24 protein-coding genes are annotated in these 23,109 nt (G+C 71.5%); 12 read left to right on the forward strand and 12 right to left on the reverse strand.

Features of this window, described 5'->3' with window-relative positions; translation table 11 throughout:
- Positions 1-8 precede the first annotated feature (8 nt).
- From ACFP2T_RS44530 to ACFP2T_RS44550, 5 genes are all read right to left on the reverse strand, one after another.
- The gene (locus ACFP2T_RS44530; protein ID WP_377433223.1) at positions 9-677 is read right to left on the reverse strand and encodes a DUF998 domain-containing protein; all 669 of its coding nucleotides are present in this window, start codon (positions 675-677) and stop codon (positions 9-11) included.
- A 104-nt stretch (positions 678-781) separates the two neighbouring features.
- Positions 782-931, reverse strand: a complete 150-nt coding sequence (locus ACFP2T_RS44535; protein WP_377433550.1) for a helix-turn-helix domain-containing protein — start codon at positions 929-931, stop codon at positions 782-784.
- Positions 886-1,218 carry a response regulator gene (locus tag ACFP2T_RS44540; RefSeq protein WP_377433225.1) on the reverse strand — a complete coding sequence of 111 codons (333 nt, stop codon included), beginning with the start codon at positions 1,216-1,218 and terminating at the stop codon, positions 886-888. Before ACFP2T_RS44540 ends, ACFP2T_RS44535 begins: the two co-directional genes overlap by 46 nt.
- Before the next feature lie 262 nt (positions 1,219-1,480).
- Complete coding sequence (locus ACFP2T_RS44545; protein WP_377433226.1) at positions 1,481-2,434, reverse strand: response regulator transcription factor; 954 nt, start codon at positions 2,432-2,434, stop codon at positions 1,481-1,483.
- A gap of 524 nt (positions 2,435-2,958) precedes the next feature.
- Positions 2,959-3,132 carry a hypothetical protein gene (locus ACFP2T_RS44550; RefSeq protein WP_377433228.1) on the reverse strand — a complete coding sequence of 58 codons (174 nt, stop codon included), beginning with the start codon at positions 3,130-3,132 and terminating at the stop codon, positions 2,959-2,961.
- A 757-nt stretch (positions 3,133-3,889) separates the two neighbouring features.
- Here ACFP2T_RS44550 and ACFP2T_RS44555 point away from each other — a divergent pair.
- The 3 genes from ACFP2T_RS44555 to ACFP2T_RS44565 all read left to right on the forward strand — a co-directional run bounded on the left by ACFP2T_RS44555 (position 3,890) and on the right by ACFP2T_RS44565 (position 6,754).
- Positions 3,890-4,693: a helix-turn-helix domain-containing protein gene (locus ACFP2T_RS44555; protein ID WP_377433229.1), complete on the forward strand. Its 804-nt coding sequence runs from the start codon at positions 3,890-3,892 to the stop codon at positions 4,691-4,693.
- Entirely contained in the window at positions 4,684-4,872 is a 189-nt protein-coding gene (locus ACFP2T_RS44560; protein WP_377433230.1) for a DUF397 domain-containing protein, read from the forward strand. The genes ACFP2T_RS44555 and ACFP2T_RS44560 overlap by 10 nt, the downstream gene beginning before the upstream one ends.
- Before the next feature lie 673 nt (positions 4,873-5,545).
- Positions 5,546-6,754 carry a hypothetical protein gene (locus ACFP2T_RS44565; protein WP_377433231.1) on the forward strand — a complete coding sequence of 403 codons (1,209 nt, stop codon included), beginning with the start codon at positions 5,546-5,548 and terminating at the stop codon, positions 6,752-6,754.
- 40 nt (positions 6,755-6,794) lie between these two features.
- On the opposite strand, the gene ACFP2T_RS44570 is transcribed toward ACFP2T_RS44565, so the two are convergent.
- The 6 genes from ACFP2T_RS44570 to ACFP2T_RS44595 all read right to left on the reverse strand — a co-directional run bounded on the left by ACFP2T_RS44570 (position 6,795) and on the right by ACFP2T_RS44595 (position 11,560).
- Positions 6,795-7,655 carry an urease accessory protein UreD gene (locus ACFP2T_RS44570; protein WP_377433232.1) on the reverse strand — a complete coding sequence of 287 codons (861 nt, stop codon included), beginning with the start codon at positions 7,653-7,655 and terminating at the stop codon, positions 6,795-6,797.
- Complete coding sequence (gene ureG, locus ACFP2T_RS44575; protein ID WP_377433552.1) at positions 7,655-8,362, reverse strand: urease accessory protein UreG; 708 nt, start codon at positions 8,360-8,362, stop codon at positions 7,655-7,657. Before ureG ends, ACFP2T_RS44570 begins: the two co-directional genes overlap by 1 nt.
- A 97-nt stretch (positions 8,363-8,459) precedes the next feature.
- Positions 8,460-9,146 carry an urease accessory protein UreF gene (locus ACFP2T_RS44580; RefSeq protein WP_377433233.1) on the reverse strand — a complete coding sequence of 229 codons (687 nt, stop codon included), beginning with the start codon at positions 9,144-9,146 and terminating at the stop codon, positions 8,460-8,462.
- 5 nt (positions 9,147-9,151) lie between these two features.
- A complete protein-coding gene (locus ACFP2T_RS44585) occupies positions 9,152-10,852 on the reverse strand; it encodes an urease subunit alpha (protein WP_417629221.1) in 1,701 nt (566 codons plus the stop codon).
- 5 nt (positions 10,853-10,857) lie between these two features.
- Positions 10,858-11,247, reverse strand: a complete 390-nt coding sequence (locus tag ACFP2T_RS44590) for an urease subunit beta (protein ID WP_377433237.1) — start codon at positions 11,245-11,247, stop codon at positions 10,858-10,860.
- 10 nt (positions 11,248-11,257) lie between these two features.
- The gene (locus tag ACFP2T_RS44595) at positions 11,258-11,560 is read right to left on the reverse strand and encodes an urease subunit gamma (RefSeq protein WP_192768490.1); all 303 of its coding nucleotides are present in this window, start codon (positions 11,558-11,560) and stop codon (positions 11,258-11,260) included.
- Between the two features lie 198 nt (positions 11,561-11,758).
- Here ACFP2T_RS44595 and ACFP2T_RS44600 point away from each other — a divergent pair, with 198 nt between their 5' ends.
- The 5 genes from ACFP2T_RS44600 (at position 11,759) to ACFP2T_RS44620 (ending at position 16,441) form a co-directional block, all read left to right on the forward strand.
- Positions 11,759-12,670, forward strand: coding sequence for an ABC transporter ATP-binding protein (locus tag ACFP2T_RS44600; RefSeq protein ID WP_377433239.1), 912 nt, complete (start codon positions 11,759-11,761; stop codon positions 12,668-12,670).
- Positions 12,670-14,298: an ABC transporter permease gene (locus ACFP2T_RS44605; protein WP_377433241.1), complete on the forward strand. Its 1,629-nt coding sequence runs from the start codon at positions 12,670-12,672 to the stop codon at positions 14,296-14,298. Before ACFP2T_RS44600 ends, ACFP2T_RS44605 begins: the two co-directional genes overlap by 1 nt.
- Positions 14,299-14,444: 146 nt before the next feature.
- Entirely contained in the window at positions 14,445-14,951 is a 507-nt protein-coding gene (locus tag ACFP2T_RS44610; protein ID WP_377433243.1) for a GbsR/MarR family transcriptional regulator, read from the forward strand.
- A 238-nt stretch (positions 14,952-15,189) separates the two neighbouring features.
- Complete coding sequence (locus ACFP2T_RS44615; protein WP_377433245.1) at positions 15,190-15,951, forward strand: hypothetical protein; 762 nt, start codon at positions 15,190-15,192, stop codon at positions 15,949-15,951.
- A gap of 247 nt (positions 15,952-16,198) precedes the next feature.
- On the forward strand, positions 16,199-16,441 hold the full coding sequence (locus tag ACFP2T_RS44620) for a hypothetical protein (RefSeq protein WP_377433247.1): 243 nt from the start codon (positions 16,199-16,201) through the stop codon (positions 16,439-16,441).
- A 48-nt stretch (positions 16,442-16,489) separates the two neighbouring features.
- Here ACFP2T_RS44620 and ACFP2T_RS44625 read toward each other — a convergent pair whose 3' ends face one another.
- Entirely contained in the window at positions 16,490-17,143 is a 654-nt protein-coding gene (locus ACFP2T_RS44625) for an alpha-ketoglutarate-dependent dioxygenase AlkB (RefSeq protein ID WP_377433249.1), read from the reverse strand.
- 84 nt (positions 17,144-17,227) lie between these two features.
- Here ACFP2T_RS44625 and ACFP2T_RS44630 point away from each other — a divergent pair, with 84 nt between their 5' ends.
- The 4 genes from ACFP2T_RS44630 (at position 17,228) to aspS (ending at position 23,041) form a co-directional block, all read left to right on the forward strand.
- The gene (locus tag ACFP2T_RS44630) at positions 17,228-17,815 is read left to right on the forward strand and encodes a PadR family transcriptional regulator (RefSeq protein WP_377433251.1); all 588 of its coding nucleotides are present in this window, start codon (positions 17,228-17,230) and stop codon (positions 17,813-17,815) included.
- Positions 17,812-18,534: an ABC transporter ATP-binding protein gene (locus ACFP2T_RS44635; protein WP_377433252.1), complete on the forward strand. Its 723-nt coding sequence runs from the start codon at positions 17,812-17,814 to the stop codon at positions 18,532-18,534. Before ACFP2T_RS44630 ends, ACFP2T_RS44635 begins: the two co-directional genes overlap by 4 nt.
- A gap of 73 nt (positions 18,535-18,607) precedes the next feature.
- Positions 18,608-21,124 carry an ABC transporter permease gene (locus ACFP2T_RS44640; RefSeq protein WP_377433254.1) on the forward strand — a complete coding sequence of 839 codons (2,517 nt, stop codon included), beginning with the start codon at positions 18,608-18,610 and terminating at the stop codon, positions 21,122-21,124.
- Between the two features lie 108 nt (positions 21,125-21,232).
- Positions 21,233-23,041, forward strand: coding sequence for an aspartate--tRNA ligase (gene aspS / locus ACFP2T_RS44645; protein ID WP_377433256.1), 1,809 nt, complete (start codon positions 21,233-21,235; stop codon positions 23,039-23,041).
- Positions 23,042-23,109 lie beyond the last annotated feature (68 nt).

Consider the following 23,109-nt stretch of genomic DNA (forward strand, 5'->3'; position numbering starts at 1 on the left):
GCTACTGGTCAGGTGGGCGCGCGGCGCTCGGACGGGTGGTGGCGGGTCCGGCGGACCAGGGTAAGCACCACGACCAGCGGCCAGACGACCTCGGCACCGGCGGTCATCCGCTCGGCAAGGCCCGCCGTGCCGCCGTCGGGAAGTTGCAGGGCCAGCCACAGTCCGAGGGCGAGCATGATCACGCTCGCCGCGAATCCGACCGGCGGGCGCAGTACCCAGGGCAGGTCCCGGACGGCGGCGGAGCCCGGAGGCGCGCGGCGCAGGCGCAGGCGCCTGCGCCGGATGACGGCGAGCGCCGCCGCCCCTGGCCAGGCCGCGAGTGCGACGAAGGCGACGACGGCGGCGATCCCGTGCGCCGGAGGCGTGCTGTCGCCGTCGAGCTTGGGTACCGCCGCCACCAGTACGGTCGCCACGCCGCCGCAGCCGTACAGCACCCGGGCGGCGAGCGGGACGGGACGCAGGCCGATCGCGGTCACCAGGTGCGCCAGCCCGAGCCCGGCGAGGCAGCCGGTCAGAATCAGACGGTCCATCATCCCGTACGACGAGAGCGAACTGATGGTGTCGCCAAGCCAGTCGTACCCGGGTGGCTGGCGGACGGCCGCGATGGTCCATCCGACGATCAGCAGCACCGGGGCCGCCACGGACGAGGAGACGGCCCACCAGGGCACCGCAGGCATGCCGTCACCCTACGGGAGTACATGCCCGGCTATGTGCCAATATGACGGTTCCGGCGTGGCCAGCCCGGTCCGCCGGTCGGACCGAACTGCTCGGAAGCGGCGGTCTACCTCGGCCGGCACTCCATCTCCGGGCGCCCGGGCGCGCCGTATCCGGGATTCCGGCTCACCCGCCCCATGCTGACCAGGTGTTCGAGGTAGCGCCGGGCGGTCACCCGGGAGATGCCGGCCCGGGTCGAGACCTCGGTGGCGGACAGCCCGGCTCGGCCCGCAGCGCGGCGAGCACCGAATCCAGGGTCTCCGCGCCGAGTCCCTTGGGCAGCGTGTCGGCGTCCGCGCCGCGCAGGGTGGCGAACCTCCGGTCCACCTCGTGCTGGGCCGCCACCGCGCCACCGGCGAGGGACTGCCGGCGATACTCGGCGTACCGCTCGAGCTTGTCCCGAAACGCGGCCAACGTGAATGGCTGGAGCAGGTAGTGGGTGACCCCGAGCGCGACGGCGGCCCGGACCATGGCGAGATCCCGGGCCGAGGTGACGGCCAGCACGTCCCCGCTGCTACCGGCGGGCAGCGCCCGGCAGATCTCCAGGCCGTGCAGGTCGGGCAGGCGGAAGCGGATCGGGAGACGGAGCCGGGATCGGAGGCGCCGGTGGCCGACGACACCCGGAGGGCGAAGGTTTCCGGCTGACGACGCGAGGCGTGTCGCACTGTCGACCGTGGACCCGCCCGCTCATCGGGGAGCGCGGGCGGGCCCGGCCGAGGAACCGGGTGAAGCCGAGGAACCGGGTGAACAGGACGGCCGGGTGGAGTCAGTCGGGGCCGGGGTCCGACACCTGGTCGAGCAGGCCGAGCGCGTACGCGGCGGCGATCGCACCAGCCCGGTTGCGGGTACCGAGTTTGAGGAACAGCCGCCCCTGGGTGTTCTCCACCGTCTTCTCCGCGATGTCGAGCAGTCGCGCGGTCTGTCGTACGGTGTGGCCCATCGCGATGGACCGGAGGATGTCGGCCTCCCGGGCACTGAGCTGTGGCAACCGGCCTTCGGACTGGTGTGTCGACAGGTCGGGCCGTGCTCCGGCGGAGCCGTCATCCGAGGTACCCGGGCCGGCGCCGGTGGCCGGTCCGGCAGACGGTGCGGCGCCAGCGGGTACGACCAGCCCGAGTGCCGCCGCTCGGGCTACCGCCTGGCTCTGGCTCGCGACCCCGAGCTTGTGATAGATCCGCCGCTTGCTGTTCTCCACGGCGCAGGGCGTGCTGGCGATCAGGTCGGCGATGCGCTGCACGGTGTGCCCGGCGCCGATCAGGGCGATGATCTCCCGTTCCTGGTCGGTCAGGGACTCCCCGCTCGCCGGCTGGGTGTCGGGCCGGGCCCGCAGGGACTCCGCCTCCCGGCGCAGCACCATCAGCAGGGCCGGCAGGCCGTGTGAGCTCGGTACCAGGGTGTCCACGCCGATCTGCCGGGCGGCGGTCAGTTCGGCCGGGGAGAGATGGTCGTACATCACCACGATCCGGACCCTCGCACATCGCTCGCGGAGCAGGCGGAGGGCGGGTAGCGCGCCGTACATCGCGGGTCCGACATCGAAGAGCACCATGTCGGGTCTCAGCAGCGCGCAGAGTTGCAGAAGGTCGTCGTCCGTGGCGACATGACCGACGATGAAGAACTCCGGCTGTCCACTGAGCCAACTCGCCAGCGCATCGCGGAAGAGCCGGCGCCCAGAGCGGATCGCCACCCCGATCGGACGCTCGCGCGCCGCCTCCGTGTGCACGGCATCCTCCCCGGCGCCGATGCGTAGGGCCTCCCTAGGCGTGAGCCGTTCAGTGGGCCGGGTCCGAGTCACCGCGTCCGGGCGGGATTGATGCGGCAACTATGTGAGCCAGGCCACATGATGAGTGTGGCGGGTGCGCCAGCCCTGTGCATCGGCCCTAGGGGGAAATTACATCGACATTCGTCGAATTGTTTGATGAGATCGCTTAGGTGTCGAACGGGTCGAGGTGTGCCCGAACCGCGCCGAGTTCCGTACCGACGGTGCTGAACAGCACGGCCGGACCGCCGGCCGGCGGAAACATCGCCCGCGCTCGACGCCGGTCCGGCGGCCGAACGGCCCGGCGGCCACCGGGTGGGACGGGGTCAGGCGGGGCGGAGCGATCCGGGCCCAGACGGGGCCGGAGCGATTCGGGCCCGGGCCGGATCCACGACCGGCACCCCCGGCCCATGGGCCGGGCGCCGACGAGCACCGCCGGGCCGGATCAACCTGTCGCCCTCGGTTCGACCGCGAGATCGCCCGTCCGTTCATGGCGGTGAGTGCGGGCGGGCCCAGTGGAGGAATCGGATGAACAGGGCGGTGGGGTCGGGGCCGGGTTCGGGGTTCAACCGGTAGAGGTCAGCGGTGGCGGCGAAGAGCGCCGCGCCAAGATAGACGCGCAGGGCGATCCGGTCGTCCCGGTAGTCGGAGAGCAGAGTCAACCGGGCGGCCCCGCACGGCCAGGGATGTCCGCACCGACGACAGATCCACAGGGGACGCAGTGGCAGGTGCGGTCCGGATCGTCGGCCCGGCGTCGGGTCCGGCGGCGGGCTCATGTTTGGGTACGGTTCGCCCGCACGGCCCGGCCGAGGGTGATCAACCTGGCGGCCCCGATCCAGTTGACCTCGGTCGGAGCGTTCGAGGTCAGACCCGCATGCGTCCGCCAGGCGGGGCCGGGGTGGCTCGGCCAGATCGGTTCCGGTTCGGCGCGCCGGAACGGTCCCCGGTTCGTCGGGCGCTCCCGTCGAGACGGTCGAGGCTGGTTCGCGGCGATCCGGGATGCTGCGGAGGGTGTGGTGAACGTCGGCGGGTAGGGCGGGACGAGCGGCGGGGGATCGAACCGGTCCCGACACGGCCAGCGGTCACCGCAGCGACAGTGCCGCCACCAGGGACGCCGCCAGTTGCGGCGATGCTGTGGGGCGTACCGGATCGGTTCTGGCTGGTGTCGAAACGGCGACCACATCGGACTCGGACCTCTTCGTGGCTGAGATGTGAACGGGAGGCCCCGGGGACCGGCTCCGGGAGGTGAGGCGGGGAGCGGTTCCCCGGGGCGGGGCGCCCACCGGTTCGGGTTCCGGTTGCTGTCGAGCGCAATTCCCAGTTCACAGTGTGGTGATCGAGGCACTACTGTCGGAAGTGTTCGCGCGGCGACCCGAGTCGATGTCCGGAGTCGCATAATCCGAGGTAAGGAGCCTGTCCGTGGCCGAACCGTCCACACTCAGCCTCTTCGCCGGCGAGCTACGTCGGTTCCGTGGCATCGCCGGCCTCTCCCAGGACGGACTGGCTCAGCGGATCAATTTCTCGTCGGCGTTGATCGCCAAAATCGAGTTGTGCCAGCGTCGGCCGACCCGGGACTTCGCCAAGCGCTGTGATGTGGTGCTGGAAACCGGCGGCCTGCTGGAGCGGATCCAGCAGGTGCTCGGGCCGGGGCCGATCCTGCCGTGGTTCCGGCAGTGGGCGACCTTCGAGCAGGAGGCGATCGCCCTGCGTACTTTCCAACTATCGGTGTTCCCCGGTCTACTACAGACCGAGGCGTACGCGCGGGCGTTGCTCGCCAGTGGCGGGCTGCTCACCGCCGAACAGGTAGAAGAGCAGGTGGCCGCGCGGCTGGCCCGGCAGGAAATCCTGGCCCGGGACAAGGCGCCGATGTACACCGCCATCATCGACGAGCGGGTGCTGCACCAGCCGGTCGGCGGCGCCGAGGTGATGCGTGAGCAACTTCTGCACGTCGCGAAGCTCTGCGCCGATCGGCCCCGGGTTCGGGTGCAGGTCGTGCCGACCAGTGCCGGCGCGTACGCTGGACTGAACGGTCCCTTCGTGATGGCTACCCTGACCGACGGCGACGACGTCATCTACATGGACGATCAGCTCCAGGGACGGTTGATCGAGCACGCCGACGACGTCACGGTGATCCGGCAGCTCTGGGACTCGATCCGTAGCGAGGCGTTGAACGAGCAGCAGTCCATCGAGTTGATTCTGGGAGTGGCGGAGTCATGGAGTTGACCGGCGCGGTCTGGCGGAAGAGCAGTCGAAGCAACGGCCACGGTGGAGACTGTGTCGAAGTGGCTGACAACCTGACTGAAGTCGTCGGAGTCCGGGACAGCAAGGACCCGACCGGTCCGGTGCTGGCCTTCGAGCCCGGTGCCTGGCGTTCGTTCGTTCGCGCCGTCAAGAACAGGTAGCCGAGAACGACTTCGTTAGCGGGCCTGCCGGTTACCCACCTGGGGAGCGGGGCCCCGTCGAACCATAGCGGACTGCGTTGGCGCTTATGCTCGGAGGCTCAGAAAATCGACTGTCGATGCCGACGCCTCCCCGAACGCTAGCTCAAGGGATGATCTTGCGATACAAAGTGAAGGAAAACGCGAGAGTCGATCTATAGCGCCCCGGGTCAGTAAGTCTGCTCCCCGCGCACGCGGGGGGTGATCCATGGCGCCGATCGAGCACCGGGGCGGGGGTTGACTGCTCCCCACACACGCGGGGGTGATCCCCGCGCGGTGCAGTCGACGCTGGTCCAGCAGACCTGCTCCCCGCGTACGCGGGGGTGATTCCACCCGGGCGGCGAGTGGGCCGCCTTTACATGCCTGCTCTCGTGTACGCGGCGGTGAGCCGGGCAGCCGGCGTCCCATGCCACAGTGGGACGAGTGCTTCCAGCGCATGCGAGGCCGCTGCCACCGCTCGGCGTGGACCAGCCTCGGAAACCAGGCGGTTTCAGATCCTCGGCGACGAGACGTGGCAGCCTGCGATCGGAGATGCTGTGGGAGCGGCACCGCCTGGCCCTCGCAGTGCCCCGGCCAGTCGTGACCGCTGTTCATGGGGCACCGCAATCCGCCAGGAGAAGCGATAGGGTGGCGAATCGTGGTGTACCCCTCTGACCCCGGTCCACTCGATTTCCTGTCCCAGCGCTACACCCAGCTGCGCCTGCTCGGCCAGAACGCGGTGGCCGAGCTGTACGGCGGTGTCGACCAGGCCGGCGCCCCGGTGAGCGTGGTGGTGCTGACCGGATCGGCAGCGGCGGACCAGCAGTTGCGTGGCGCGTTCGCGGCGGCGGTGGGCAACAGCAGCTTTGCCCCGCAGGGCGGGGACCTGCCAGTCCACGCGGCCGACCTGTCCGGGCCCCGGCCCTGGGCGGCCACCCACCAGCAGCCCGGTCAGCACGGCGCGGAGCGGCTACTGGCAGGACTTCCCGGAGGCCCGATCACGGCCATCCCGCCCGGCGCTCCGTTCACCGCGACGCTGCCCGGCGCACCCCCCACTCCGGCTCCGCCGGGTGCCGTCCCTGGTTGGCCGCCCGGTCCTGGCTACCCGGCCACGCCCCCGCCGCGCGCCCGGATGTCCACCGGGGCAAAGACAGCGCTGATCGCCGGAGGTGTCGTCCTGCTCCTGGTGGTCGGGCTGGGGGTGTTCGCCGTCGGTAGGTTCCTGACCGATCCGAATCCGGTCGCCATCTCGACCGGGGGCCCGTCGCCGCAGGAAGACCCGTCCCTGCCCGACCCCTCGGCGGTCCCCAAGCCAGGCAACCCCGACCCGTCCGGCGGTCCGGGCGGTCCCACCCCTGAGCCGGGGGAGCCGACACTCCGTCCGGCGACGCCGGTCACCGTACTCGGACCGTCCTACGCCGCCGGTGATGAGACGTACACGATGGCGTTCTCCGGCTGGCCGATCGCGTTCCGTACCCCGGAGACCTGGGGATGCATGGGCGGGCAGCCGAAAATTCCGGACAGCAGGGTGTGGGTCTGCATCGACGAGGGCAACCCCGGCAGCCGGCAGCGGGCGAACATCCTGCTGCGTCCGTGCCCGACCACCTGCACCGCCGCCGAGCAGAAGGCGATGAACGAGGTGTGGCTGGACGAGCCGGAGAAGGCCAAGAAGGTCCGGCAACGCACCTACTACGTGGAGACCAAGGCCAACGACAAGGGCCTGTACACGGTGGACGCGAGCCACTTCTTCACCGACCCGAAGGACAAGACGAAGCACTGGCAGATCGGCGTCTACGTGGAGTCGCCACCGGACACCCGCGACCAGGTCCTGAAGATCCTCAACGACGTCGTCACCCAGGCCGGGTGAGCCGTCCGCGTCCCTGCCGGTCCTGCCAGCGCCGCCGGAACTAACCTCCGGCAACGGCCCCGGCCGGGGCCACGAACTGCGGTGCGGCCGGGCGGAGCGACAACCATTCGAGGTGCGCGCGGACGGTACGCGGGTCGGAGCCGACCGCGCTGACCAGCACCGCAGGGCCGCCGACCAGCGGCAGCACGGCCGCCGCCGAGTGCTCCGGCGTCGCGGTCCGGGCCCGGTCGACGACGCCGTCCCACCGGGCGGCCGAGTCGTACGGGGCCGGGCCCGGTGGGGTGCCCTCGGACCAGGCGGGGTCGACCACCAGGAGCGAACCCACCGCGCGGGCGCCGTCGAGCACCGCCGGGCCGGACCAGCCGGACACCTGCGGCCCGACCGCGAGATCGTTGCGGAACAGGGTACGGCCCCCGTACCGCAGCGTCGTCTCGATCCGTACGTCGCCGACCGGCTCGGCGTACCGCCCACAGACCAGTTCCTCGCGCCAGAGCAGGGCGGCCCCCTCGGCAAGCACGATGTCGGTGACCGTGCGATGGTCACAACCGGCCGCTCCGATCAACGGCTCGGGGAGCCAGCGCAGCCGACCACCGGCCGCGACCCGGGCGGTGACGTGCAGCCGGGACTCGCCCCCCGCCGGCCCGGGTAGCGCCAGCGACGCGGCGACACTCCGTACGCAGAGCCGGGCGTCGGGGCCGATCTCGATCTCGATCCGGAGGTCGTCGCCGCCGAGCGGCCCGGCCGCCCCACCGACCAGATGCAACTGCACCTCACCATCCGAATCGGACGGGTCGGACGGGAGGGTGCGTCGCGGCAGTAGTGGGGGTTCGCCGCGCAGCGCCGCCAGCCGGGTACCCCGGACCGGGTCGGCGACGGCCACGATCCGGGCCTGGGCCCGCATCAGGGTACGAGCTTCGCGGGCCCGTCGAGCCGATCGGTCCGGGCGGGCAGCAGTCCTCGGACCCAGTCCGCGACCTTCCTCGCCAACGGGTCGTCGACGAGGGAGAGGAAGACGGTGGGGAGGTCGCCCCGGCGGGCGGCGGCGTCCCGGGCCATCACCGACAGGTCGGCGCCGACCAGCGGGGCCAGGTCGGTCTTGTTGATCACCAGCAGGTCGGCGGAGGTGACACCGGGACCGCCCTTGCGGGGGACCTTGTCCCCGCCGGCCACGTCGACCACGAAGACCTGGTGGTCCACCAGTCCCCGGCTGAAGGTGGCGGTCAGGTTGTCGCCGCCGCTCTCCACCAGGACGAGGTCGAGGGGGCCGAGGCTCACCTCCAGGTCCTCCACCGCGTCCAGGTTGGCCGAGATGTCGTCCCGGATCGCGGTGTGCGGACAGCAGCCGGTTTCCACCGCCCGGATCCGGTCGGCCGGCAGTACGCCGTTGCGGAGCAGGAAGTCGGCGTCCTCGGTGGTGTAGATGTCGTTGGTGACCACGGCCAGTCGAAGTTCGTCGGCCAGCGCCCGGCAGAGCGCCGCGACCAGCGCGGTCTTGCCCGAGCCGACCGGGCCGCCGATGCCGACCCGGACCGGCCGGGCCGTGCCGGGCACCGGGGTGGCCAGCGGCGCGTGCGGGTCGACGCCGGGATCGGGATGTGTGTGTGGCACCTCGTCGACGGCGTGCTCGTGCGGACCGGCCCTGTGGTCGGGATGCCCGGCCCCATGGTCGGGTTGCCCGGTCCCGTTCTGCACCTGTGGATCAGGATCAGGACGCAAAGAGACGCACCTCCCAGTTCGCGTGTACCTCGGCACCGATCTCCAGCAGCGGGGCGGAGTCGGCGGGGAGCAGGTCGACCGGGTCACCGGCCCGCGCGGCGGCGGAGGCGGCGAGCCGGTCGCACTCGTCGGCCAGTTCGGCGACCAGGCTGTGCACGCCGTACGGGTCGAGGCCGAGCAGGCGTACGGCCGCGCTGGCGGGTCCGCTGACCATCCCGTACGCCCCGGCGACCGCTGCCTCGACCGGCGGAAGTCCGGCCGCCGCCGCCACGATGCCGAGCGCCACCGGATGGTGCCGGTTCCGCTGTGTCGGGTCGACCGACCAGATCGCCCGGCCGGCGCGGAGCAGGGCCCGGCCCTGTACCCGCGACGCCCGGCGCAGTGCCGGGGACGGGGTACGGGCGTCCAGGCCCTCGTCCAGCGCGTCGAGCCGGTACCGATCGAGGTCGTCGTGCCCGGCCGCGCAGGCGGCGGCGGCGAACGCGGCGGTGACCCGGCCGGAGGTGGCGAGCCGACCCCGGAGGAACCCGGACAGCCCGGCGAGATCTCGGAGCCGACCGCTGCTCACCGCCGCCTCCAGCCCGCCGGAGTGGGCGTGGCCGCCGGCGGGTAGTCGGCCGTCGGCGAGTACCAGCAGGGTGGCGAGTTTGGTCGCAACCCGAGGGACGTCGGTCATGGCGCTCAGAAGAGGAAGTAGCGCTGGGCCATCGGCAGTTCGGTCACCGGCTCCGGCTCGATGACCTCGCCGTCGATCCGTACCGTGAAGGTGTCCGGCTCGACCTCGATCCGTGGCAGCGCGTCGTTCAGCGGCAGGTCGGCCTTGCCCCGGGACCGGGTGTCGACCACCGGGGCCAGGGCACGCCGGATGCCGATCCGGTCGCCGAGCAGCGCGTCGATCGCGGCCGGCGCCACGAAGGCGAGGCTGGTCGCGGCCGGGACCACGCCGTACGCGCCGAACATCGGCCGGGGCAGCATCGGCTGCGGCGTCGGGATCGAGGCGTTGGCGTCACCCATCTGGCCGAGCGCGATCATGCCGCCCTTGAGCACCAGGTGTGGCCGTACCCCGAAGAACGCCGGGTCCCAGAGCACCAGGTCGGCGAGCTTGCCCGGCTCGACCGAGCCGACCTCGCCGTCGATGCCGTGCGCGACCGCCGGGCAGATGGTGTACTTCGCCACGTAGCGACGGGCCCGGAGATTGTCCGCGGCGCCGTCGCCGGGCAGTGCGCCGCGCCGGGCCTTCATCACGTGCGCCGTCTGCCAGGTACGGAGCACGACCTCGCCGACCCGGCCCATCGCCTGCGAGTCCGATCCGATCATCGAGATCGCGCCGAGGTCGTGCAGGACGTCCTCGGCGGCCATCGTGCTCGGCCGGATCCGGCTCTCCGCGAACGCCAGGTCCTCCGGCACGGTCGGGTTGAGGTGATGGCAGACCATCAGCATGTCGAGGTGCTCGTCCAGGGTGTTCCGGGTGTACGGCCGGGTCGGGTTGGTCGACGACGGCAGCACGTTCGGCTCGCCGGCCACCGTGATGATGTCCGGGGCGTGCCCGCCGCCCGCCCCCTCGGTGTGGTAGGCGTGGATCGACCGGCCGGCGATGGCCCGCAGGGTGTCCTCGACGAATCCGGCCTCGTTGAGCGTGTCGGTGTGGATCGCGACCTGGACCCCGGACGCGTCCGCGACCCGCAGGCAGGCGTCGATCGCCGCAGGCGTGGTGCCCCAGTCCTCGTGCAGCTTGAAGCCGCCGGCCCCGCCACGCAACTGCTCCCACATCGACTCTTCGCTGACCGTGTTGCCCTTGCCGAGCAGCAGCACGTTGATCGGCCAGGGGTCGAGCGCCTCCAGCATCCGACCCAGGTACCAGGGATTCGGCGTCACCGTGGTCGCCTTGGTCCCCTCGGCCGGTCCGGTGCCGCCGCCGATGATCGTGGTGATTCCGCTGGCCAGCGCGGTCTGGAGGATCTGCGGGCAGATCAGGTGTACGTGGCTGTCGATCGCACCGGCGGTCAGGATCTTCCCGTTGCCGGCGATGATCTCGGTGCCCGGCCCGATCACCAGCTCGGGGTGGACGCCGTCCATGGTGTCCGGGTTGCCGGCCTTGCCGAGCGCCACGATCCGGCCGTCCCGGATCCCGACGTCGGCCTTGACCACGCCCCAGTGGTCGAGCACCAGCGCACCCGTGATCACCGTGTCCGGGGCGCCGTCCGCGCGGGTCACCAGGGACTGGCCCATGGACTCGCGGATCACCTTGCCGCCGCCGAACACCGCCTCGTCGCCGTACCCGCAGTGGTCCTGCTCGACCTCGATCAGCAGGTTGGTGTCGGCGAGCCGGACCCGGTCGCCGACGGTGGGGCCGTACAGCGCGGCGTACCGGCGCCGGTCCATCGTGCTCACGCGCCCTCCCCGGCGGAACCGGTGTCGGTGTCGGCGGCCGTGCCGGAGGCGGTGTCGGCGGCCGTACCGGTGGCGGGCCGGTCCAGTGGGCCGGCGCACTCGCCGCGCAGTCCGGGTACGACCCGGGCGCCACCGAGGGGGACCAGGTCGACGTCGCGGCCGATGCCCGGCTCGAACCGCACCGACGTGCCGGCCGGGATCGCCAGCCGGTGGCCCCAGGCCGCCGGGCGGTCGAACTCCAGCGCCGGATTCGCCTCGGCGAAGTGGTAGTGCGAACCGACCTGGACCGGCCGGTCACCGGTGTTGACGACGGCCAGGGTCTGTACGGGGCGGCCGGGGTTGAGTGTCACGTCGCCCGAACCGGGCAGCAGTTCACCGGGGATCATGCCCGCCCCGTCACGAAATCGGTTCGTGCACGGTCACCAGTTTCGTGCCGTCCGGGAAGGTCGCCTCCACCTGCACCTCCGCGATCATCTCCGGAACACCGTCGAGTACGTCGTCGCGGCTCAGCACGTTGCGCCCGGTCTCCATCAGCTCGGAGACGGTACGTCCGTCCCTTGCGCTCTCCAGCAGGAACGCCGTGATCACGGCGACCGCCTCCGGATGGTTGAGCCGCAGTCCGCGTTCGCGTCGGCGCCACGCCAGATCGGCCGCGACATGGACCATCAGCCGTTCTTGCTCGTGACGGGTGAGGAACATCAACTACCTCCGCAGCGGCGACTCAGCGGATCGTGTCAGTCAGAGATTTCGATGAGGTTACGGGTCGCGTGGCGGCTCGACCAGCCGACAGGCCACCGACCGTGATCACCCGGAGATCGGTTGGCGGCGAAAGTCTTGACGAAATCCATACACTTCCCAGTTTTCACAACTTTGTGAAATCGCCGTAGCATCGGATCCATGACTACTGCGATCTCGGTCTCCGGCGTAGTGAAGTCCTTCGGCCGGAGCCGTGCACTGGACGGGCTGGACCTCTCCGTCGACGTCGGCGAGGTCCACGGATTCCTGGGCCCGAACGGCGCCGGGAAGTCGACGACGATCCGGGTGCTGCTGGGACTGCTGCGCGCCGACGCCGGCCAGGTCAGCCTGCTCGGCGGGCATCCGTGGCGGGACGCCGTGGCGCTGCACCGCCGGCTGGCGTACGTGCCCGGCGACGTCAACCTGTGGCCGAACCTCACCGGGGGCGAGGCGATCGACCTCTTCGGGGCGCTCCGTGGCGGCCTGGACAAGCGGCGCCGGGACGACCTCCTGGAGCGGTTCCAACTCGATCCGACCAAGAAGGCGCGGACGTACTCGAAGGGGAACCGGCAGAAGGTCGCCGTCGTCGCCGCGTTCGCCTCCGACGTCGAGCTGTACATCCTCGACGAGCCGACCTCCGGGCTGGACCCGCTGATGGAGGCGGTCTTCCAGGAGTGCGTACGCGAGGTCAAGCGGGACGGCAAGACGGTGCTGCTCTCCAGCCACATCTTCTCCGAGGTGGAGGCGCTCTGCGACCGGGTGAGCATCATCCGGCAGGGCCGGACGGTCGAGTCCGGAACCCTCTCGCAGTTGCGCCACCTGACCCGTACGGCGATCTCGGTCGAGACGGCCCGGCCGATCACTGGACTGGTCGAGCTGCCCGGGGTGCACGACGCCCAGGTGGACGGCCCGCACGCGAAGTTCGACGTCGACGCCGGCGAACTGGACCGGGTGCTCCAGCACCTGCACCGGTTCGAACTGCGCGCGCTGACGAGTTCCCCGCCGTCACTGGAGGAGCTGTTCATGCGGCACTACGGCAACCAGGAACCGCGCGCAGAACTGGCAGGCGTGTGATGGGCGGCCCCTTCACCGGCACCGCCCGGCTCGCCCGGCTCGCGCTGCGCCGCGACCGCGTACAACTGCCGCTCTGGATCGTCGGTACCACGGTGCTGCTGTCCGGCACGTACGCGGCGGCCCAGGAGCAGTTCCCGACCGAGGCGGACCGGCTCACGGTGCTGCGTACCGCCGTCGAGACCCCGGCGATCCTGATGCTGCGGAACGTCCCCACCGGGACCAGCAACGGCGAGATGATCGCGTTCCAGATCTTCCCGTTCCTGGTCGTGATGGCCGGTTTCATGAGCACCCTCGCCGTGGTCCGACACACCCGGCAGAACGAGGAGACCGGGCGTACCGAGATGGTCGGCTCGATGGTGGTCGGCCGGCACGCCAGCCTGACGGCGGCGATGATCGTCGCGGCCGGTGCCAACCTGGTCCTGGCCGGGCTGCTCGCGCTCACCCTGATCGGGAACGGCGAGCCCGTCGCCGGTTCCCTCACGGTCGGCCTGGCGGTCGGCGTCGGTGGCCTGGCCTTCGCCGCGGTCGCGGCGGTCGCCGCCCAGGTCAGCCAGACCGCGCGGGCGGCCAACGGGATCGGCGCCGCCGCGATCGGTGCCGCCTATCTGGTACGCGGGCTCGGCGACGCGCTCGGCGAGATCCAGCCCAACGGGTACACCATGACCACGGCCTGGCCGACCTGGCTGTCCCCGATCGGCTGGACGACCCTGACCCAGCCGTTCGCCGGAAACCGCTGGTGGGTGCTCGTGCTGCCGCTGGCACTCGCCGCCGCCGGGATCTGGCTGGCCTTCGCGTTGACGAACCGCCGGGACATCGGGATGGGCATGATCGCCGCCCGTCCCGGTCCGGCCACGGCCGCCCCCGGGCTGCTCAGCCCGCTCGGCCTGGCCTGGCGGTTGCAGCGCGGCACACTGCTCGGCTGGGCCGTCGCGGTCGGCCTGTTCGGGGTGACGATCGGCTCCCTGTCCAGCGCGGTCGAGGGGGCGTTCGACGGAAACGAGGGCGCGACGCGGACCATCCGCGAACTCGGCGGCGAGGGGAGCCTGGTCGACTCGTTCTACTCCGCGATGCTGGCCCTCATCGGCGCGATGGTCGCCGGCTACGTGGTCCAGGCGCTGCTCCGGGTCCGCGCCGAGGAGGTCGGTGGGCGGGCGGAACCGACCCTCGCCACCGGTGTCGACCGGCTGCGCTGGCTGGGCAGCCACCTGGTCGTCACGGTCTCCGGCGCGGTGTTGCTGCTGGGACTCGCCGGGATCTCCGCCGGCCTGGTGGCCGGGATCGCCATGGGTGACACCGGTGGCCGGCTGGCCGACCTGACCGCCGCCGCCCTGGTGCAGCTCGCGCCGGCACTGATCATGGTCGGCTTCGTCGTCGCGGTCTTCGGGCTGCTGCCCCGGCTGACCGTCGGGATCGCCTGGACCGCCTTCGCCGTCGCCCTGATCTTCGGCCAGCTCGGCGAGCTGCTGAACCTGCCCCAGGCGGTCCGCGACATCTCCCCGTTCAGCCACGTCCCGGCGCTCCCGGCCGCCGAGGCCAGCCTGCTGCCGTTGGCACTCCTGGCCGTCGTCGCGGTGGCGCTCGGCGCGGCCGGCATGGCCCTCTTCCGGCGGCGCGACCTCGCGCTCTGACCTTCGGTGCAAGGAGGGGGCCCTTCTTATCGCTTTTTGTAGAAGAAGGGCCCCCTCCTAACACCCCTGCTGCGGTGACGCATTGGCCGGGTGACGCGTTGTTGAGGCAGAATTACACGATCTTCACAAACTAAAGAAGGATGATGATGACCCGAACTGAGGGCCGGCGGGACGAGGAAGCGGTGCGTCGCTTCGTCGAGCAGTTCGCGCTGACCTTCAGTGATCTTGGCGTACCTCGGATGCCGGCGCGGGTGCTCGGCGCGCTGATGGTGACCGACGAGCCCGGACTCACCGCCGGAGAGATCAGCGAGCGGCTCGGGGTGAGTCTCGCCGCCGTCTCCGGTGCGGTGCGCTACCTCCAGCACGTCGGCCTGGCGGTCCGGGAGCCGGTGCCGAACTCCCGGCGCGACCGGTACCGAGCCCTCGGTGACGCCTGGTACGCGCAGAGCATCCGGGACGGGCTCTACCAGAAGCTCGCCGACATGATGCACGAGGGCGTACTGGCCGTCGGCGACGAGACCTCGCCATCGGGCGAGCGGTTGGCCGAGATGCGGGACTTCCTGCTCTTCGTCCAGGCGGAGATGGGTGTGCTCTTCGAGCGCTGGACCGAGGTCCGGCAGGCGAAACGGGAGCAGCGGGCGAAACACTCCTGACCCCGACCCCGACCCCGTCTGTCGGTGATCTGTCCGCTCGTACATCTGTCTCATGTCCGGTACAGAAGTAACATGAGTGACATCCGGGACGACGGGGTTTCGTCGATCACCGGCCTGGCGGCCCGACCGGCGGTGAGGGGCTCAAAGCCCTGAAGGACCTGCGGGGCGGGGCGGAGCGGCGCCGGGAACATCACCTGGCGCGGATGTATCCGCCCGCGAGGTCTTTTCGGGAGAGACCATGCCCACACCGCTCGTTCCGCTGACCCGTTGGCCGGGACCGGCCACCACCGGCGTGCCCCTCAACACCCCTCTGACGTCGTTTGGCTCGCTGGACCTGCGCCGAGACGGGCAGGTCATCACGAACCTGAACATCACCGGACAGGTCACCGTCTACGCCAAGAACGTCACCATCCGTCGTTCGAGGATCACCTCCGACGGCGCCACGTTTCCAATCCGGACCTTCGGGTCGGCGGTCAACCTCCTGATCGAGGACGTCGAGATCGACGGTCGGGGGAGGGCCCCCGCTGGCATCTGCTTCGACGACTACACCCTGCGTCGGGTCAACCTCCATCATGTACAGGACGGGACCTGGCTCGGTTCCCGGACCAATGTCCTCGACTCCTGGATCCACGATCTGGTCCGGGTTCCGGGCTCACACAACGACTGCGCACGTGTCACCGGGGCGGCGGACGTCGTCCTCCGGCACAACCGGTTGGACGCCTACCGGCAGAGCACGTCGGAGACGATGAACTCGTGCCTCACCCTCGGCAAGGCGGTGCGCAACCTGTGCTTCGAGGAGAACTACTGCAACGGCGGTGCGTACACCATCGGGATCCGTCCCGATCTGATCGCGTCGAGGGCTGTCTTCCGGCGCAACGTGTTCGGCCGGAACTACCGGTACGGCATCATCGCGCGACCCTCCCATCCGGGCGTCACCTGGGAGCGCAGCAACGTCTGGTTCGACAACGGCCAGCCGGTGCTCGCCTCCGGGCAGGGCTGATCCGTGCGTGCCATCGGGACCGTGTCAGGACGGCACCCCTTCGAGGTGGCATCACTGGCCAGCGCGGTGGTGTGCGGAAGCCTGTCGATCGGCTTCGACAGCCGGCCACGATCGGTCGCCGTCGCCATGCCCGACGTCCTGGAACAGATCTGGGCGTTCGGCCTCGTCGTGGTGGGCCTCTTCGGACTGTCTGGCATCACCTGGCAAGGTCAACTCCGAGGCTGCCGACGTACTGACCGACACCGCGTTGACCCTGGTCCAACCGCTCAAGCTCCGGATCGCGGAGCTGGAGGCGGAGACGATCGTCGCCCGGCAGCAGGTGGAGAAGGCGGCCCGTGAGGTGTCCGAACTTCGGGCCGTGGTCCGGGAGGCGACGACGATGATCCGACGATGGCGCTCGGCGATTCCGGCCCCGAACGCGACGATCGGCCAGATCCGCACCCTCGTTTCGGACCCCCGCAGCCGGCAGGACGACCTTCACCTGCGATGACGGCTCGGTTCGGGTTGGTCATGCCGACGGGCCGGGAACCGCGCTGGTTCAGGCGACGCCAACGGGCCGGAACTGCACGCTGACCCGGGGGCCGACCGGGCGGGCCGTCTTCGGGACCGCGTGTTCCCAGGTCCGTTGGCAGGAACCGCCCATCACGATCAGGTCACCGTGGCCGAGCGGAAAACGCAGGCTCGTCCCGCCGCCGCGCGGACGTAGCAGCAGTGGCCGAGGCGCACCGAAGGAGACGATCGCCACCATCGTGTCCTCGCGGGCCGAGCGGCCGATGGTGTCGCCGTGCCAGGCGACGCTGTCCCGCCCGGTGCGGTACAGGCACATCCCCGCGGTGACGAACGGCTCGCCCAACTCGGCGGCGTAGTGCCGGGTCAGGCTGCGCCGGGCCTCGGTGAGCACCGCGTGCGGTAGCGGCTCGTCCCCGTCGTACCAGCGGAGCAGGCGAGGGACGTCGACCACTCCGTCGTACATCCGGCGGCGCTCCGCCTGCCAGTCGACGTCGGTCAGCAGCGTGTGCAGCACCGCATCGGATCCGTTGACCCAGCCGGGCAGGTGGTCGACCCAGGCGCCCCGGCTCAGTATGTGCCGGCGGATCCGTCCGGCGAGTGGGCCGAGTCCGGCGCCGTCGCCGACGATGCCGTCATCCGCAGCGAGGTCCAGCATCGAGGGCTGGTAGGCACCGGCTGTCATGCCGCGATGATAACCCTGGTCGAACGCCAGTACGAAAGATTGGGTTATTTACTAAGTAACTAGTTATCGAGTAACCTCCTCCGCATGCAGCGAAACGCGGTGCGCTGGGGGCTGTTGGCTCTCTTCGCCGACGGACCCAAGTACGGCTACCAGCTTCGAACCGAATTCGACGCGCGTACGGGTGGCACCTGGGCGCTCAACGTCGGTCAGCTCTACACCACGCTGGAACGCCTGGACCGTGACGGTCTGGTCGCCTCGGTCGGCGCCAACGACGAGGGTCGGACGATCTACGCCATCACCGACGACGGTCGGACGGCGTTGTCGGACTGGTTCGCCACCCCGGTCACCGACACCGATCGGCCCCGCAGTGAGCTGGCTATCAAGCTCGCCATGGCCGCGGCGACCCCGGACGTCGACGTGACCGCCGTCGTCCAGGCCCAGCGCACCGAGTCGATGCGGCAGATGCGGGACTTCACCGACCTGCGTCGGCGGGCCGACCGGGACGACGACGTCGCCTGGCTGCTCCTCCTCGACCACCTGGTATTCACGCTGGAGAGCGAGATCCGTTGGCTTGACCACGTGGAGGCGACGGTGCTCCGTCGACGGACCCGGCGACGCTCGCCGTCGGCCGCGACCCAGGTGGAGCGGCGTGACTCGGAGGCGGCCCGGTGAGCGAGGTGGTGCTGCGGTTCACCGACGTTAGTCGGACGTACCAGTCCGGCGACACCGAGGTACGGGCCCTGGACGGGGTCGCCTTCGACGTCGTCGCGGGCGAACTGGTGGCCGTGATGGGTCCCTCCGGTTCGGGCAAGTCCACCCTGCTCGCCCTGGCCGGCGGGCTGGACACGCCGACCCGGGGATCGGTCCAGGTCGAGGGGGTCGAACTCGCCGAGTTGGGCGCCGCCGGGCTGGCCCGGTTACGCCGCGACCGGATCGGCTACGTGTTCCAGGACTACAACCTGGTCACCGACCTCACCGCGGCGGAGAACGTCGCCCTGCCCCGCGAGCTGGCCGGCGTACCGCCCCGGTCCGCCCGCCGGGAGGCGATCGCCGCGTTGGCCGAGGTCGGCCTGAGCGAACTGGCGCAGCGCTTCCCCGACCAGCTCTCCGGCGGTCAGCAGCAGCGGATCGCGATCGCCCGGGCCCTGATCGGCCAGCGCCGGCTGGTGCTGGCCGACGAGCCGACCGGTGCGCTCGACTCGCAGACCGGCGAGGCGGTCCTCGAGGTGCTCCGGGCGCACGTAGAAGCGGGCGCGGCCGGAGTGCTGGTCACCCACGAGCCCCGGTACGCGGGCTGGGCCGACCGCGCAATATTCCTGCGCGACGGCCGGCTCGTCGACTCCACCGGTCCCCGGAGCACTCCCGAACAACTGCTGGGCGGGCGGCCATGACCGAGTGCGGCGAGGGCATCGGCCAGTTCGGTCGTGGGAGTCGTGGCGCCGACGAGCGCGGCGAGGAGACGCCATGACCGGCGAGTTGGTTGGCTCGTGGCGTACCGCGGTGCGGATCGCCCGGCGCTCGGCCGCGCGGAACCGGGGACGCAGCGTACTGATCCTGCTGATGCTCCTGCTGCCCGCGTACGCCGCGACCCTGCTCGTGGTCGCCTGGGCAAACGTGGCGAGCCTGGGACGCGACCTCGACTTCCAGATCGGTGCGGCCGACGTCGTGTTGTCGGCGGAGCCGGCGGAACTGCGCAGGGTGGTCGCCACCCTGCCGGCCGGCAGCCGTACCGTGCCGCACGCCGTCGGCCGGACCGTGGTGGCCCTTCCCAGCGGCGGGCTGGCCGGCCACGAGTACGAGGCGACGGACCCCACCGACCCGCTCAACCGGGGCCGGTACGTGCTCCGGGCCGGCACGGCACCCCGGGGCGCCGCCGAGGTCGCCCTCAGCAGTGCGATGGCGGCGCGGCTCGGCGCCGGGATCGGCGACCAGATCGAGGCCGGAATGCCGCAGCGGCGGCTGACCGTTGTCGGGATCATCGACCTGAGCCGGTCGTTGAAGCTCGCCGCGCTGGTCGTGCCCCCCGACGTGGCACTGTCGGCGGGAGCGAGCCGCAGTCTGCTGGTCGACGTGGCGGGTGACCCCTCGGTCTGGATCCGTCCGCCGGTCGGGCCGGGTGAGATCACCCATCACGGTGACGGCTCGTGGAGCGAGGCCGGGCAGAGCTACACCGCCACGGACCGGCAGAGCCTGAGTCCGCCCGCGGCGTACCGGGCGACGCAGGCCGCGGCCACGGCGCTGGTGGTCAGTTTCGCCGCGGCCCAGGTGGTCCTGTTGACCGGTGCCGCGTTCCTGGTCGGCGCGCGGCGCCAGCGCCGGGAACTCGCCCTGATCGCTGCCGTGGGCGGCAACCCGCGCCAGGTGGGTCGGGTCGTGCTCGCCGGCGGACTGGTGCTCGGCGCCGTCGCCGCCGGTATCGGGAGCGCCCTGGGCCTGGCCACCTTCGCTCTCGTCGGTCCGACCATCGAGCGGGTCGCCGATCATCCGATCATCGACGTGTCGGTCCCGGGCTGGTCCGTCGCCGGCGTGGCGGCGGCGACCATCGCGATCGGGCTGGTCGCCGCGTACCTGCCGGCCCGGACCGCCGGCCGGGGGCCGCTCCGGGCCGCCCTCGGTGGCCTACGAACCCGGTCCCGGGCGGATCTGGGCTGGCTGGGGCTGGGACTCGTGCTGCTCACCGGTGGCACCGTGACCCTGTTCCAGGCGGCGCGCCCGGACGGCCGGACCGAACTGATCGTGGCGGGCGGCGTGGCCCTGCTGCTCGGGGTCACCGCCGGTACACCCGCCCTGGTGCGGGCCATCGGGCGGACCGCGTGGCTGCTGCCGCTGTCCGGACGGCTCGCGCTCCGGCACGCCGCGCGGCACCACCTCCGTACGGCGGCGGCGGTGGCCGCGGTCAGTGCCGCCGTCGCCGGCAGCGTGGCGTTGACCCTGGTCGGTGCGGCCCGGGGCGAGGCGGCGCAGGCCTGGCGGGACGCCCGGGACGGACAGGTCCTCCTGCCCGCCGAGGCGGCCGCCGTACTCGGTCCGGACGGGATCGGGCGCCTCGCGGACGCGCTGCCGGCCCGGAGCGCGGTCGCGTTGCGAACGGCGGTCGACCCGACCCGCCCGGGAACACGCTGGGCCCATCCCGAGGTCATGGTCGAACAGTTGACCGGTGCCGCGGCGGCCGCCGCCGACCAGGTCGGCATCGCGGTCGGTGGAGCCGAGACGATCCGGGCCGTCACCGGTCGGGACGCGACGACGGCCGAACTCGACGCTCTGCGGAACGGTGCGGCGGTGGCGTTCAACGACCGGCTCGTGGTGGACGGGCAGGTCGCGGGCGCGATCGGCGACGACGGGCCGAAGCTGCTGCCCGCCGTGGTGGCGGTGCGCGGCGAGTACTTCCGGGAACTGCCCGGAGTGCTGGTCTCCGAAGCCACCGCGCGGCGGCTCGGCCTCACCCCGACGGCCGGTCACCTGCTGGTGGACACCACCCGGACGCCGCGACCGGACGAACTCGCGGCGGCGACCACCATCCTGCTCCGGGCGCAGCTCGCCGCCGAGCCGGTCCGGGGTGCGCCGTTCACGGTCGAGCCGGCCGCGGTCCGGGTGGCCGGCACCGATCCCCGAACCATGTTCTACGTGCTCGCCGTGGTCAGCGCGGTGGTGACCGTGGCGGCGAGCCTGGTCGCCGTCGGACTCGCCGGGTCCGAGATGCGCGACGACCTGTCCACGATGACCGCGGTCGGGGCCGCACCCGGGGTCCGGCGCCGGATCACGGCCGCGCAGGCCGCCGTGGTGGTCGGCCTGGGTGCACCGCTCGGCCTGCTCGCCGGTATCGGCCCGGCCGCCGGGTACGTCGCGTTCGACGCCGGAGCGGACTGGCAGACGCCCTGGGGGCGGCTGCTTCTCGTGGTGGCCGTCCCGGCGGCGCTCGCCACCCTGCTCGCCGCCACCTTCGTCCGGACCCGGCCAGGGCTGGCCCGACGCGCGGGTTGACCGGGGACCCGCGATCTCCGGGTGGGGCGCCGGGCGGTTCGGGCCGTCCTGACAGAATGTCAGGGCAGCAGCCCGGACCATCCGGTTACTTGTGAGGAGACAGTTGTCGTGATCCGTACCCATGACGCCGGCACCCTGCGGGCGGCGCACGCCGGCACCACGGTGACCCTCGCCGGCTGGGTGGCCCGTCGGCGGGACCACGGCGGCGTCATCTTCGTCGACCTCCGGGACGGCTCCGGCGTGGTGCAGGTGGTGTTCCGGGAGGGCATGGACTCGGCCCACGCGCTGCGCAACGAGTTCTGCATCAAGGTCACCGGCGAGGTGACCCGGCGCCCCGAGGGCAACGACAACCCGGAACTGCCCACCGGCGAGATCGAGGTCACGGTCAGCCGACTGGAGATCCTCTCCGAGGCGGCGCCGCTGCCACTGCCGGTGGACGACCAGGTGGAGGCCGGCGACGACGTACGGCTCAAGTACCGCTACCTCGACCTGCGTCGCGGCGGTCCGGCCCGGGCGATGCGGCTGCGGTCCCGGGCCAGCCACCTCGCCCGGGGCGTGCTGCACGAGCGTGACTTCCTGGAGATCGAGACCCCGACCCTGACCCGGTCGACGCCGGAGGGCGCGCGCGACTTCCTGGTCCCGGTACGCCTCCAGCCCGGAACCTGGTACGCCCTGCCGCAGTCCCCGCAGTTGTTCAAGCAACTGCTGATGGTCGGTGGGATGGAGCGGTACTACCAGATCGCCCGTTGCTACCGGGACGAGGACTTCCGGGCCGACCGGCAGCCGGAGTTCACCCAGCTCGACATCGAGATGTCGTTTGTCACGCAGGATGATGTGATCGACCTCGGCGAGGAGATCGTCGGCACGCTCTGGCGGGAGCTGGCCGGGCACGAGATCAGCCAGCCGATCCCGAGGATCACCTGGCACGACGCGATGGACCGCTACGGATCGGACAAGCCGGACCTCCGTTACGGGGTCGAGTTGACCGAACTGACGGACTACCTGCGCGGCACCGAGTTCCGGGTGTTCGCCGGCGCGATCAACGCCGGTGGGTACGTCGGTGCGGTGGTGATGCCGGGCGGCGCCGGGCAGACCCGCAAGGAGCTGGACGGCTGGCAGGACTGGGCCAAGGCGCGCGGTGCCCGTGGCCTGGCGTACGTGGTGCTGGACGCCGAGTCCGGCGAGGCCCGGGGACCGGTGGCCAAGAACCTCTCCGCGGAGCACCTCACCGGGCTGGCCGACGCCGTCGGCGCCAAGCCGGGTGACGCGGTCTTCTTCGCCGCGGGTACGGAGCGGCGGGAGGCGCAGGAGTTGCTCGGCGCGGCCCGGATCGAGATCGCCAAGCGGGCGGGACTGGTCGACGAGAGCGCCTGGGCGTTCTGCTGGGTGGTCGACGCGCCGATGTTCGAGCGCACGGACGAGGGCGGCTGGACCGCCGTGCACCACCCGTTCACCTCGCCGAACGCGGACTGGGTGGACCGGTTCGAGGAGGCTCCGGACCGCGCGCTGGCGTACGCGTACGACATCGTCTGCAACGGCAACGAGATCGGCGGCGGCTCGATCCGTATCCACCGGGCGGACGTACAGCGTCGGGTCTTCGACCTGCTCGGCATCACCCCGGACGAGGCGACCGACAAGTTCGGGTTCCTCCTGGAGGCGTTCAAGTACGGCCCGCCGCCGCACGGCGGCATCGCGTTCGGGTGGGATCGGGTCTGCATGCTGCTGGCCGGCGCCGAGTCGATCCGCGAGGTGATCGCGTTCCCCAAGACGCGGGGCGGATTCGACCCGCTGACCAGCGCGCCCACCCCGATCACGGCGCAGCAGCGGGCGGAGGCGGGCATCGATGCGAAGCCGAAGGCCGCTGCCGCGCCGCAGGGCGGGACTGCGGGAGTGGCCGCTCCGGTCGAGCCCTCCTGACCGACTCGTGCCGGCTCGTCCCCGGCCGACATCTGGTCGGCCGGGGGTGGCCGTCAAAAGACTTGCCT

The organism is Plantactinospora solaniradicis (genome assembly GCF_042658085.1).
GTDB classification, from domain to species: Bacteria; Actinomycetota; Actinomycetes; order Mycobacteriales; family Micromonosporaceae; genus Plantactinospora; species Plantactinospora solaniradicis.